Consider the following 13,403-nt stretch of genomic DNA (forward strand, 5'->3'; position numbering starts at 1 on the left):
CTTGTACCAACTTAGTGGTTTGGTGCTTTGGAGAAATGGCTCTCAACCAGTCTTTGAGTGATTTGGTGAGTTGGGTTGGTCAGCACTTCATCGGTATCCCCACTCTCAACCACATCACCTTCGTGCATCACGATGATCTTGTCAGTGATGTGCTTAACAATGCCGAGATGCTGAGATACGTAAACGAATGACACGCCCATCTCTTCCTGCAGTTCCAAGAACAGATTGATTATCTGAGAACGCATTGCCATATCAAGACCATTCAGAGCTTCGTCAGCGACAATGATTGATGGCTGAAGTATCAAGGCACGAGCGAGACAAACTCTTTGCTTCTGGCCCGCAGCAAGCATCTGAGGGTAGAAGTAAGCATGTTCTGGTAGAAGACCTACACGTAATAGTGTGTCCTTTACACGGCGCATACGGGCTTCTGGCGGCATGTTGGTGTTTCGCTTTAGTGGACCTTCCAGAATACGGCCAATCTGAATACGCGGGTTAAGCGATGTGTTGGGATCTTGGAAGATCATGCGAATCAACTTACAGCGAGTCGAATAGTCTTTATGCTCTAGCTTTTCACCGTTTACACGAATCTCACCCGCAGTCGGTTCTACCATGCCTGCTAGCATTCTTGCTAATGTCGATTTCCCAGAGCCGTTCTGACCAATAAAGCCTATCGTTTGGCCCGCTTCAAGAGTAAAGCTTACCGGCTTAACCGCTTGATGAATCTTCTTACGGAAAAGACCAGAGCGAGTCGTAAAGTCTTTAGATAATTCACTGACTTCTAATAATGCACTCATGATTTCTTTTTCTTCTCCATATTCAGAGGGAAATGACAGTTAAACTTATGGTTTTTGATTCGTTTGGTATGTGGGATTTCCACACATTGTCTTTGCGCATAAGGGCAACGAGGTCCCAGTCGACAACCAATAGGAAGATGCTGTAGTGGAGGGATCGACCCTGGCAGCGACTGAAGCTTTTCTTTGTGTGGTATCCAGTCGTTAAAGTCTGGCATCGCTTTCAATAGAGCTACTGTGTATGGGTGCTTTGGTGCATCCAATAGCTTTTGTGTATCCGCAGATTCAACCGACTGACCACAGTACATAACGGTAATTCGAGTTGCCCATTGAGTGATGGTGGTTAAGTCATGGCCGATCAGAATGATCGTTGTGTTATTGATCTGATTCATTCGGCTCAATAAACGCAAGATCTGGGATTGGGTAATCGGGTCTAAGTCGTTGGTTGGCTCATCAGCGATCAACACTTTCGGCTTGGCTGCGATCGCCATTGCGATCATCACCTTTTGACACTCACCATCAGTAAGCTCATATGAGTAACTGTCCATTAGGCGAGAGTGATCTTTGATGCCGACTTTGTGCAAAAGGGCAATAGCTTGCTTCTTACGCCACTTAAATCGTTGCCACCATCGGCCTTCAAAGGCGTGTGAAGGGATGGCTTCGATCAGTTGATTGCCCACTTTTTCCGAAGGATCAAGACACGTTGATGGTTCTTGGAAAATCATCGCGATATCACGAGCAATAACACGTCTGCGCTCTTTCGGTGTTAGTTGAAGCAGGTCAACGTTCCCCAGTCGCATACGGTCAGCGGACACCTTCCAGTTTTCTTTACAAACACCAACGATCGCTTTAGCAACCAAGCTTTTACCTGAGCCTGATTCACCTACTAAACCACGAATTTCCCCTTCATTGAGGGTAATACTCATTCGATCTACCGCTTTAACCATCCCTTGAGGGGTCTCAATTTCAATGGTTAGATGTCGAATATCAAGTAACGGCATTATTCGATTCCTGCATTTAGCGCTTGGCGAACACCTTCACCGACGAGGTTAATCACGATCACTGTAAACATAATGGCTAGACCGGGTAGGGTTACTGTCCATGGTGCGAGATAAATCAGTTCCACTGAGTCACCGAGGATAGACCCCCATTCGGTACTTGGTGCCTGAGCGCCAAGGCCTAGGAAGCCTAGGGCAGTGATATCAAGAATTGCGACGGATAACGCCAGTGTGATTTCTAGAGCCACTACAGTAAGAATATTCGGAAGAATAGAGTTCCACAGCAGATAGAAGTCGTTCGCGCCATCAAGGCGAGAAGCAAGGATATAGTCTTTCTCAACCTCTGCATGCACGGCGATGTAGACCGAGCGAATAAAGCGTGGAATCAATGCCAAACACAAGGCTAGCAAGATATTGAACTCGCCAAAGCCAAGGAAGGCCACAAAGATGATGGCCAGTAGCAGAGACGGAATCGACATTACTGTATCAAGCAGGTGGTTTAGGGTGCTTGATAGCAAACCACGCGTCATACCGGCAAGTACGCCAATGAGGCAGCCAATGACGGCTGCGATAAAGGTAATCACGACCGCTGCGCCAAAGGTAAGCTGAGAGCCAATGATCAAGCGAGAAAGGATATCTCGACCTAAATCATCGGTACCTAAGAAGTATTCAACAGTGCCTGCTGGATCCCAAGATGGCGGTGTTAATAGATGACCCGTTTGCTCTTGCGCATCATGGGGCGCTAACCACGGAGAAGTGATCGTCACCAGAATGATAAGTATCAAACACCACAAGCCAAACATCGCAAGATTGTTAGAGCGGAAGCTACGCCAGAAGCGCTCAAACTGGGTAGGAATCTGTTCTTCCTGGTAGACGTTATTTGTTAGCATACCATTCCTTCCTTACCAGTGGGTTGACCATAGCGCCTAGCAGATCAGACAGTATATTTGCAGTCAAAACCAGAGTTGCCACCACAATTACGCCAGCTTGAATTGAAACGTAATCTTGATTCGATAAAGCGTCCAATAACCAACGACCAATGCCTGGCCAGTTAAAGATAGATTCCGTAATGATCGCAAGCGTTAACATACTTGAAAGTTGAACTCCGACCTTAGGAATAATCGGTGGAATCGCATTGCGCAATACGTGCTGAGTCACGATCTCTCTTGTTGAAAGACCTTTAATACGCGCCGCGCGAATGTAGTTTTGCGTCATCACTTCAGCCACTGATGCTCGCATGAGACGAATAACTTGAGTCGTTGGTGCTAATGCTAAAACAAGACACGGCAACGCCATGTGTTCGATAACACTTTGTAGAGCATGTGCACGGTAGCGGCCTTCAGCGAAAAAGGCATCAATCATTGCAAAGCCAGTCACGTGTTCAATCTCGTAAAGGAGGTCGTATCGACCGCCAACAGGGAACATCTCAAAATGCAGTGAGAAGACCATGATCATCAATAGTGCGACCCAGAATATAGGTGCAGAGTAACCTGCCATCGAGGTAAACGAGATAGTGGTGTCGACAAATTTACCTTGTCTCATGCCCGCGATAGTCCCAAAAGGGATACCAATTAAGAGCGCTAATACAAAGGCAAAGAAACACAGCTCTAATGTCGCTGGGAAAACTACCACAAGCTCATCAATGATTGGTGTACCGTGCTTGCTTAAGCCAAAGTTTAGTGTTGATAGCTCTGTGATATAGCTGATCCAACCGGGCCAGAAATCTTGAATCGCCCACGGTGAGGTTTGATCGAGTCGCAGCAACGAAAAGCCGACCATCGTCAGGATCGCAAGCGTGATAACGAACAGATTAATACGTCTTAATGTATACCAAAACATCAGTGCACCTCTCTTCTGACTTGATCAAAAGGTTGGGCATTGAACGGGCTCTGTTTGAAGCCAGTTAAAGAACGATCATGTACGCGGAACTGCACTCCGTGAGCCAGAGGGATCACAGGTACCTCCTCGTTGAGAATGTTTTGGGCTTGGCGATACAAGTTGACACGGTGCCTTTGTTGGTTGATCTCTAAGGCTAAATCCAGAAGAAAATCAAAGTCTGAATTACACCACATCGATACATTTAGTCCTGCGCGCTCAGAGCTACATGAGAGCAGAGGGCGCAAGAAGTTATCAGGGTCGCCGGTATTACCTATCCAGCCTGTTAGTAGCAGATCTGTTGAGGCGATTGAAGACAGTTGTGTACGGTCGAATCGATCGTCAGTGTAAAGTTTCAATTCGATGCCGATGTCCGCTAAATTAGCTTGGATAAGTTCAGCAGTCTTACGCGGGCTTGGGTTGTAAGCTCTTGGCTCTAGCGGCACCCACATTGAAAGCTCCAATCCCGGCTCTACGCCAGCTTCTTTGAGAAGGGCTATCGCATAGTTTCGGTCATAACGCACTTGAACGTTGTCTTTCTGATGAGCCCAAGATGTCGGAGGCAGCAGTGTATAAGCCTTGGTACCTGTACCGTAGTACACCGAATCAAGAATATTCTGGCGGTTGATAGCCAAGTTCAGCGCTTTACGTACGCGAGAGTCGCGTAGGGCTGGGTGCTCAGTATTAAGGGCGATGAAAGAGACATTCACCGCTGGTGTCGCGGATATCTGCAGCTCTTCATGTGCTTGAATGATTGGGATCTGGCTAGAAATCGGCGAGTTCAACACATCACATTCATTGCGCAGTAACTTAGCGAGTGTGCCAGTTCCGCGTTGTGAGGTATCGAAAACCACTTGGTCCATTTGCACATCACCTTTCCAGTAATGCTTGTTCTTTTTAAGGCGCACCAAGTCATTGATTTGATATTCATCCAGATAGAATGGACCAGTACCAACCGGCTTCGAGTCGATTTCATTCTTCTCATCAGCAGCCACGAGTTGGTTCGCGTATTCCTTAGAGTGGATCACCGCGTAACTGGTCGCGATGTTATTTAGAAAAGAATTATCTGGGCGACTCAATTGGAATTTAACCGTTAAGTCGTCCACTGCCGTGATATCGACAATCAAATTCTTGAAGTCGATGCCCGCAAACCATGGGTATAGACCACCACCCACATAGTGGAATGGGTTTGAGCTATCAATGATACGTTCGAAACTAAAAACCACATCTTGCGCGTTCATAGAACGGGTTGGCGTAAACCAATCTGTGGTCTGGAACGCGACGTTAGGGCGCAGTTTGAAAGTGTATTCTGTACCTGATTTATCGACAGACCAGCTTGTTGCCAGGTTCTGTTGTGGTCGATAGGTCATAGGATCGAGTGTGAGCAGCGTGTCGAAGATTTGCGGGCTCAGCGATTCAGCTGTAATTCCGCTATCAACCAGTTGAGGGTTGAAGGTACTAGGATTGCCTTGGCCACAATAAATGAAGCCTTTTTCACGAATTTGCTCGTGATTCACACTCTCACCACATCCGGCTAAAAAGCTCAGCGTGCAGATGCTCAGTGATAGTCTTATTAGTGCTTTCATAAAAAGAAATACTTTTCGAAACGAGGCGTTAGAGGTGCCTCAAGATCCGGACAATTTAACATTTTATTTATTCGGCTCCAAATAATAATCCTATGAGTGTGGCTATTTCTCACTGCCTTGTCCGACAATCGCGTACTTCCTCACCATTCCCCTTAATTGGTTGTAGGTGAGCCCGAGTAATTCGGCGGCTTGTTTTTGGTTGTACTTGCTCTGTTTCAACGCTTGATTGAGCAGCTTGATGTCTTGCTGCTCTTGCCATGCTTTGTAATCAAGGGGCAAAGAAAATGAACCTTCAGAAGAAGTATGGCTGTTGGATGGATCATTGCCAGTTTCTTGAGAGGATTCTTGATTCGTGTTCCATGCTGGCTTGAACGGGTTAAATACCAAAGATTCAATAGGATATGGATTCTTGCCATGTTGGTAGATGGCACGCTCGATGACGTTCTTGAGCTCTCTGACATTACCTGGCCAAGAGTATGCCAATAAGGATTCAATGGCCGATGGTGCAAAGCCAACAAACAAATCAAGCTCTAACTCTCGACACATCTTAATGGCGTAGTATTCAGCCAGTAATGTGATGTCTTCTTTACGTTCACGAAGCGGCGGGATAGTAATTACATCAAACGCTAATCTATCGAGTAAATCGGCTCTGAATTCGCCCTTAGATGCCATCTCTGGTAGGTCTGCATTGGTCGCACATACCAGCCTTACATTTGCACTTAGCGCTTTTTGCCCACCAACACGTTCGTATTGTCCGTATTCAATAACACGCAATAGTTTCTCTTGAACTGCAAGGGGCGTTGTCGCGAGTTCGTCAAGAAACAGTGTGCCGCCTTCTGCCCTTTCAAATCGGCCATGGTGACGACCTTTTGAACCGGTAAAGGAGCCTGACTCATGACCAAACAGCTCTGAATCAATCAAGCCTTCGCTCAGTGTCGAACAGTTTAGCGAGATCAAGGGCTGGTCCCAACGCTTTGAGAGGTAATGCAGCCTTTGTGCAATCAGCTCTTTACCTGTGCCACGCTCGCCAATGATCAGAATAGGTCTCTCTATTGGAGCCAGTTGAGAAACTTTGTCTAAAACAGAGAGAAAGCTAGGTGATTCACCAATAAGATTCTGCTGCATAGCGGGTCCTTTTAGTAGCTGGGCGCTGGTGGAGGTCATATAAAGGCTGTAGTGGTGAAAAATACCAATACTTGGTTAAATTCATCATAGCATGGTTCGGGTTAATCGCCATTACATTGTAAGTGACTGATAATTAATGTTATAAAAGTTGGCACGCTACTTGGATTACTTATGGTAGGTTTAACAAAAAATGTAAATTAGCGAGCAAGTGGTGATGAGTCGCACAACGATTTAAAACGCATTTGCCTTCAATTGTAATTAAGGAGTTCCTCATGGGTATTTTTTCTCGCTTTGCAGACATCGTAAATTCAAACATCAGCGCACTATTAGATAAGGCTGAAGATCCTGAAAAAATGATTCGCCTGATTATCCAAGAGATGGAGGACACGCTAGTTGAAGTGCGCACTAACTCAGCAAAAGCGATAGCAGACAAGAAAGAGCTAGCACGAAAAGTTGAAGCAATCGAAACTCAAATTCTTGATTGGCAGAATAAAGCGACACTGGCACTGACTAAGCAACGCGAAGATTTAGCGAGAGCAGCGCTGATCGAAAAGCAAAAGCTGGAAGACATCATCAAGAGTCTACACACAGAGCAAACGTTAGTGCATGAAACGATTGAAAAACTGACCAGTGAGATTGGCAAGCTTGAAACTAAGATTGCTGAGACTCGTGCCAAGCAACAAGCACTGATGATCCGCAACAATGCAGCGAGCAACCGTCGTGATGTTCAAAAACACCTGCACTCAAGCAAAACTAATGAAGCGATGGCGAAGTTTGAGCAATTCTCGCGTAAAGTGGATGAATTAGAAGCTGAAGCGGATGTTTACGCGAAGACAGGCAATGCAAAATCGTTAGACCAAGAATTTGCAGAACTGCAGGCTCAAGATGAAATTGAAAAAGAGCTAGCGAAGCTGAAGCAACAAGTTGAAAACCGCGATAAATAATTCAGGAGTTGTCTATGTCCACATTTCTAATTGCAGGTCCACTGATTGTCTTTTTGATCTTCGTGGCACCGCTATGGTTATTCCTACATTACCGCAGCAAGAAGAAATCCAGTAATGGGCTATCGGAAACGGATCTTCAACGTCTGCATAAGCTTTCAGCACAGGCAGAATCGATGCAAGACCGCGTAACAACGCTAGAAAAAATACTGGATGCGGAGTCACCTAACTGGAGACGAAACTATGAGTAGAGATCTGTATCGCGATCCAATTAACGGTAAGTTGTCTGGCGTGTGTGCAGGGTTGGCGAACTATTTCGGCCTTGAAGTCTGGTTGGTTCGCATCATGGTTATCTCTGCTGCACTGCTTGGCGGTAGTTTTTTGGTGTTATTAGCGTATTTAGCTTTGACATTTATGCTTGAAAAACAACCACCTCAGTATGTTGACCAAATGAAGGCCAAACAAGAGCATACGCTCAAGCAGAAGCCTTGGGAAAAAGGGCAAACTGCAGAGTCTCTGTTGAACACTTTAGAGGGTGATTTCCAGAAGTTAGAGACCAGTGTCCGCAACATGGAAGCTTATGTCACCTCAGACACGTTTAAAGTGAATCGTGAATTTAAGAACATGTAGCGGTTAAACTTAAAAAAGATTAGATAACGGTTTAGGAAAATTTATTCCAAGCCGTTATTTTTTTTAATAATTTTCTCTAAATAAATCTTACGCTGACTGGTAAGTTACATGCGATTAATCTATGTTATAAAAATATTTATAGATATGGATGATCACCAATGTATAGAGCCTCCCTTGTCCTATTGACGGCCTTAGCTGGGTTGTCTGGGTGTGGTAAGGAGCTTCCTCCCGTGCCTGAACCTGAGTCCAGACCCGCCAAACTCTTCACTGTCTCCGTTGGTAATAACGCCTTTGAGCGTAATTTCCCTGCGACAACTGAAGCTGGTGACAGAGCGGTACTCGCCTTCCGTGTTCCTGGGTTATTGCAAAGCATCGATGTGACCGCTGGGCAGCATGTGTCTAAAGGCGATGAGCTTGCTAAGTTAAACCCCGATGAATACCAACTACTCGAGAAGCAAGCAAAAGCGAATTTTCAGCTAGCCGATGTTCAATATCAACGTGCGATCAAACTTCGTAAAGATCGAGTGGTATCAGAGCAAGATTTCGACCAAGCGAAAGCGAATCACAATTCAGCTCGAGCGGTGCTTAATCAAGCCAATGCGAATCTTCGTTACACCACATTGGTTGCTCCGTATGATGGCACCATTTCCATCATTCCTGCTGAAAATCATGAGTATATTGCCGCTAAAGAAGGCGTCATGAATATTCAGACCAATCAAATTCTTAAAGTCGTTTTCTTATTACCCGACCAACTTATTACGCGCTTTTCTTCTGGGTTTGAAACCGATGCGACCATGGTATTTGATGCGTTTCCTGAAAACTCCTATGTACTGACGTTCCAAGAGGTAGATACAGAAGCTGACCCTAAAACGGGTTCATATAAAGTCACCATGGTGATGGAAAGACCAACCGATATCGGCATCTTGCCAGGCATGTCTGGTACGGTGAATCTTGTGTCAGCTCAAGCAGCTGCAACCAAAATCCCGACTTCTGCCATGATGACCGATGGCGATGACGTTTCGGTATGGCGTGTGAACAGTGACGGAATCGTTGAAAAAGTCGCGATCGTGATTGATGAAAAACGTCACATTGTCTCTGGCCTGAACGATGGCGACCGCATCGTAACTTCTGGTGTGAATGGCCTTGAATCCGGCATTAAGGTTCGAGAGTGGATCAAGGAAAGGGGGCTATAACATGAGTGCATTTAGATTAGCGACAGGACTGTCATGTTTAGCTTTGCTGACCGCTTGTGGAGAGAAACCACAAGTTGAAGTCGATAATACGCCATTAGTGAAAGCGATTGAGATTTCAGTATTAGATTTCAATGACAAACTCTATTTCCCTGCCGTTGCCAATGCAGCGGAAAAAGCACACCTAAGTTTCCGTGTCGCGGGCGAGATATATAGGCTTGATGTCAAAGAAGGCGAACGAGTTGAAGCTGGAGATGTGATTGCTGAGCTTGATCCTACGGATTATCAATTAGACGTCGATAATGCCCAAGCTCGATATACCGTAGTGAATAGCCAATACAAGCGATCTAGACCATTGGTTAAAAAGGGCTTACTGGCTAAGTCCCAGTTTGATGAAATTGCCGCTCAACGTCAGATAGCCTACGCCGAATTAGAACTGGCGAAACTACGTCTATCCTTCACGATGTTAAAAGCACCTGTTGATGGCATTATTTCCCGTGTCAGTGTCGACCAATTTGAGAACATTCAAGTGGGTCAGCAAATTGTGAACATTCACAGCGTTGAGGATGTTGAGGTGGTGATTCAGCTACCTGATCAAATCTACGTTAATCAACCTAGCGAAACCATCCTTGAAAATGTGACGGCCTTGGTGCGAGTTCCAAGCGGTAATGAGTATCCAGCAGGCATCAAAGAGTTCACAACAGAGCCCGATCCAAGCACCGGAACCTTTACCGTGACCTTGGCACTACCGATGCCCGAAGACGATCTGATTCTGGACGGTATGGCGGTCGACGTTACCTCACATGGTCGAGATATTGGTTTAGAACTTAAAGCCGGTGTTTTAGTACCTATAGAGGCGGTATTCAATGCTGACGGCGATGAACTTACTCGCAAGAACTCATTTGTTTGGGTCATTAATGACGACAATACAGTTTCAAAGCAGAAAGTGGTATTAGGTAAAGCCAACCAGAAAACGTTGCAAATAATCAAAGGATTAGAGATGGGGCAACATATAGTTGTAGCGGGCGTATCGCGATTGCGAGATGGGATGACAGTGGAAGTATTATCTCAGGAGGCGAACAATGAGTGAAGCAAATAACAAGCCCCAGAATGACGCTCAGCAGGGTGATGACCAGATCACGGGTGTAGCGGCTTACTTTATTCGCAATAAAGTCATCAGTTGGATGCTCTCCTTGATCTTCCTGATTGGTGGTGTGTCTGCCTTCTTTGGTTTGGGGCGTCTAGAAGACCCGGCCTTTACCATCAAAGATGCGATGGTTGTCACCTCTTACCCAGGTGCGACACCGCAGCAAGTGGAAGAGGAAGTAACCTATCCACTAGAGAAAGCAATCCAACAACTCACCTATGTTGATGAGGTTAACTCTATCTCCAGTCGTGGCCTGTCTCAGGTTACGGTAACGATGAAGAACAACTATGGCCCAGACGATCTGCCACAAATTTGGGATGAACTTCGTCGAAAAGTGAATGACTTGAAAGTGTCACTGCCGCCTGGTGTGAACGACCCACAAGTCATTGATGATTTTGGTGATGTTTACGGTATTTTGCTCGCGGTAACCGGTGATGGCTACAGCTACAAAGAGTTGCTGGACTATATCGATTATTTAAGGCGTGAGCTGGAACTGGTTGATGGGGTCAGTAAAGTTTCTGTTTCTGGTCAGCAGCAAGAGCAAGTATTCATCGAAATCTCGATGAAACGGATCAGCTCTTTGGGTATCTCGCCAAACACAGTATTTAATCTTTTATCGACTCAAAACATTGTTTCCAGTGCGGGTGCGGTGAGAATTGGTGACGAATACATTCGTATCCATCCTACGGGCGAGTTCCAGAACGTAGAGCAATTGGGTGATTTGATCCTAACCGAAGGTGGCGCTCAAGGCCTCATCTACCTAAAAGATGTGGCAGAGGTAACCCGTGGTTATGTTGAAGTACCAACTAACATTATCGGCTACAACGGCAAACTAGCACTTAACCTTGGTGTGTCCTTTGCGCAAGGCGTAAACGTGGTCGCGGTGGGTGAAGCGTTTGACCGCAGACTTGCTGAATTGAAATACCAACAGCCAGTTGGCATCGACATTTCAGAGGTCTATAACCAACCGAAGGAAGTAGATAAATCAGTAAGCGGCTTTGTGGTGAGCTTAGGGCAGGCGGTTGCGATCGTAATCGTGGTGCTGTTGTTCTTCATGGGTCTGCGCTCCGGTCTGTTGATTGGTTTGATACTGCTACTGACCGTGTTTGGTACCTTCATCTTCATGCAGTACTTCAAAATCGACCTCCAACGTATCTCACTAGGTGCATTGGTTATCGCACTGGGGATGCTGGTGGATAACGCCATAGTGGTGGTCGAAGGGATATTGATCGGCACGCAGAAGGGGCGAACCCGGATGCAGGCCGCCACTGATATCGTCACTCAGACTAAATGGCCATTGCTGGGTGCAACGGTTATCGCGGTAACGGCATTTGCGCCTATCGGTTTGTCTGAAGACTCGACGGGTGAGTACTGTGGCACCTTGTTCACGGTTCTACTTATCTCGCTAATGTTGAGCTGGTTTACGGCTATCTCAATTACGCCATTCTTTGCCGATATCTTCTTTAAAGGTCAGAAGGTCGATGCAGATAATGAGGGCAAAGATCCGTACAACGGGATGGTTTTTGTTATCTATAAAAACTTCCTAGAATTCTGTATGAAGCGTGCGTGGCTAACCATGATTGTTCTGGTTATAGGTCTAGGTGCGAGTGTTTACGGTTTTGGTTTCGTAAAACAAGCTTTCTTCCCATCATCGACAACACCTATGTTCCAAGTTGATGTTTGGATGCCGGAAGGAACCGATATTCGAGCAACTAACACCAAGCTTAAAGTGCTTGAAAGCTGGTTAGCAGAACAGGACGAAGTTGAACACATCACGACGACCGCAGGTAAAGGCTTGCAACGTTTTATGCTGACATACGCACCGGAGAAAAGTTATAGCGCTTACGGCGAGATAACAGTTCGCGTTAAGAGTTACGAAGTGCTTGAAGGGTTAATGAAGCGCTTCCGTGAGCATGTTAACGGTCAGTTCCCTGAGATCGACTACAAGCTAAAACAAATTGAGTTAGGTCCTGGTGGCGGTGCGAAGATAGAAGCTCGTATTGTAGGTTCTGATCCAACGGTATTACGTTCAATCGCAGCACAAGTGATGGATGTAATGCGTGCTGATAGCGGCGCATTTAACGTTCGCCACGACTGGCGTGAAAGAACTAAGGTACTAGAGCCTCAGTTCAATGAAAGCCAAGCTCGTCGTTACGGTATCACTAAGTCTGATGTTGATGATTTCCTCGCGATGTCTTTCTCTGGTAAGTCGATCGGTGTGTACCGTGATGGTACAACGCTGATGCCGATTGTGGCTCGTTTACCAGAAGATGAGCGTGTCGATATTCGTAACATCGAAGGTATGAAGATCTGGAGCCCTGCGTTAAGTGAATACATTCCACTGCAACAAGTGACTTTGGGTTATGAGTTGGAATGGGAAGATCCACTGATCATTCGTAAGAATCGTAAGCGTATGCTGACAGTCATGGCGGATCCTGACCTACTGGGCGAAGAAACCGCTTCTACGCTACAGAAGCGCCTACAGCCACAAATAGAAGCGATTGAGATGCCACCGGGTTATTCTCTTGAGTGGGGTGGTGAGTATGAGTCATCTGCGGATGCGCAGGCGTCACTATTCACAACCATGCCTCTTGGCTACTTGTTCATGTTCTTGATCACCGTGTTCCTGTTTAACTCAGTAAAAGAGCCGCTGATCGTATGGTTAACGGTACCACTGGCTTTAATCGGTGTAACGACTGGCTTGTTGGCCTTAAACACCCCGTTTGGCTTTATGGCTCTGTTAGGCTTCTTGAGTCTATCCGGGATGCTTTTGAAGAACGGTATCGTACTGCTTGACCAAATCGAGATTGAGATGAAGTCAGGTAAGGATCCTTATGTTGCTGTTGTTGATGCTGCACTAAGTCGTGTTCGCCCGGTATGTATGGCAGCGATTACGACGATTCTAGGTATGATTCCTTTGTTGCCTGATATTTTCTTCAAGCCAATGGCTGTTACCATTATGTTTGGTTTGGGTTTTGCGACGGTACTGACGCTTATCGTTGTACCGGTACTGTACCGCCTGTTCCATAAAATTGACGTAGCATAACTCTAATTTACTTTTGAAATAATGCCCCAACTTGGGGCATTATTTTTATGTACGATTACCAAAGTGAGATTATC

12 protein-coding genes are annotated in these 13,403 nt (G+C 45.9%); 6 read left to right on the plus strand and 6 right to left on the minus strand.

From position 1 onward, the window contains the following. Nucleotides 1-11 precede the first annotated feature (11 nt). The 6 genes from OH460_RS14685 to pspF all read right to left on the minus strand — a co-directional run bounded on the left by OH460_RS14685 (nt 12) and on the right by pspF (nt 6,375). Nucleotides 12-794 (minus strand): peptide ABC transporter ATP-binding protein, encoded by a 783-nt coding sequence (locus OH460_RS14685; RefSeq protein ID WP_008222635.1) that lies wholly within the window; start codon nt 792-794, stop codon nt 12-14. After that, nucleotides 791-1,792, minus strand: a complete 1,002-nt coding sequence (locus OH460_RS14690; RefSeq protein WP_061031743.1) for a peptide ABC transporter ATP-binding protein — start codon at nt 1,790-1,792, stop codon at nt 791-793. The genes OH460_RS14685 and OH460_RS14690 overlap by 4 nt, the downstream gene beginning before the upstream one ends. After that, nucleotides 1,792-2,679 (minus strand): putrescine export ABC transporter permease SapC, encoded by an 888-nt coding sequence (gene sapC, locus OH460_RS14695; RefSeq protein ID WP_061031742.1) that lies wholly within the window; start codon nt 2,677-2,679, stop codon nt 1,792-1,794. Before sapC ends, OH460_RS14690 begins: the two co-directional genes overlap by 1 nt. Continuing rightward, nucleotides 2,666-3,628, minus strand: coding sequence for an ABC transporter permease (locus OH460_RS14700; protein WP_105059281.1), 963 nt, complete (start codon nt 3,626-3,628; stop codon nt 2,666-2,668). The genes sapC and OH460_RS14700 overlap by 14 nt, the downstream gene beginning before the upstream one ends. Further along, on the minus strand, nt 3,628-5,250 hold the full coding sequence (sapA, locus tag OH460_RS14705; RefSeq protein ID WP_004742060.1) for an ABC transporter substrate-binding protein SapA: 1,623 nt from the start codon (nt 5,248-5,250) through the stop codon (nt 3,628-3,630). The genes OH460_RS14700 and sapA overlap by 1 nt, the downstream gene beginning before the upstream one ends. A 102-nt stretch (nt 5,251-5,352) precedes the next feature. Continuing rightward, a complete protein-coding gene (pspF, locus tag OH460_RS14710) occupies nt 5,353-6,375 on the minus strand; it encodes a phage shock protein operon transcriptional activator (RefSeq protein WP_269998212.1) in 1,023 nt (340 codons plus the stop codon). 272 nt (nt 6,376-6,647) lie between these two features. On the opposite strand from pspF, the gene pspA reads away from it, so the two are divergent. The 6 genes from pspA to OH460_RS14740 all read left to right on the plus strand — a co-directional run bounded on the left by pspA (nt 6,648) and on the right by OH460_RS14740 (nt 13,329). Continuing rightward, nucleotides 6,648-7,319 carry a phage shock protein PspA gene (pspA, locus tag OH460_RS14715; protein WP_010440091.1) on the plus strand — a complete coding sequence of 224 codons (672 nt, stop codon included), beginning with the start codon at nt 6,648-6,650 and terminating at the stop codon, nt 7,317-7,319. 14 nt (nt 7,320-7,333) lie between these two features. Beyond that, on the plus strand, nt 7,334-7,567 hold the full coding sequence (gene pspB, locus OH460_RS14720; protein WP_004742066.1) for an envelope stress response membrane protein PspB: 234 nt from the start codon (nt 7,334-7,336) through the stop codon (nt 7,565-7,567). After that, nucleotides 7,560-7,946, plus strand: coding sequence for an envelope stress response membrane protein PspC (gene pspC, locus OH460_RS14725; protein WP_061031739.1), 387 nt, complete (start codon nt 7,560-7,562; stop codon nt 7,944-7,946). The genes pspB and pspC overlap by 8 nt, the downstream gene beginning before the upstream one ends. A gap of 158 nt (nt 7,947-8,104) precedes the next feature. Beyond that, a complete protein-coding gene (locus OH460_RS14730) occupies nt 8,105-9,139 on the plus strand; it encodes an efflux RND transporter periplasmic adaptor subunit (protein ID WP_061031738.1) in 1,035 nt (344 codons plus the stop codon). A gap of 1 nt (nt 9,140) precedes the next feature. Then, nucleotides 9,141-10,226 carry an efflux RND transporter periplasmic adaptor subunit gene (locus OH460_RS14735; RefSeq protein WP_269998216.1) on the plus strand — a complete coding sequence of 362 codons (1,086 nt, stop codon included), beginning with the start codon at nt 9,141-9,143 and terminating at the stop codon, nt 10,224-10,226. Beyond that, on the plus strand, nt 10,219-13,329 hold the full coding sequence (locus OH460_RS14740) for an efflux RND transporter permease subunit (RefSeq protein ID WP_269998218.1): 3,111 nt from the start codon (nt 10,219-10,221) through the stop codon (nt 13,327-13,329). Before OH460_RS14735 ends, OH460_RS14740 begins: the two co-directional genes overlap by 8 nt. Nucleotides 13,330-13,403 lie beyond the last annotated feature (74 nt).

The sequence above is a fragment of the Vibrio sp. Makdt genome, from assembly GCF_027587015.1.
Classification (GTDB): domain Bacteria; phylum Pseudomonadota; class Gammaproteobacteria; order Enterobacterales; family Vibrionaceae; genus Vibrio; species Vibrio chagasii_B.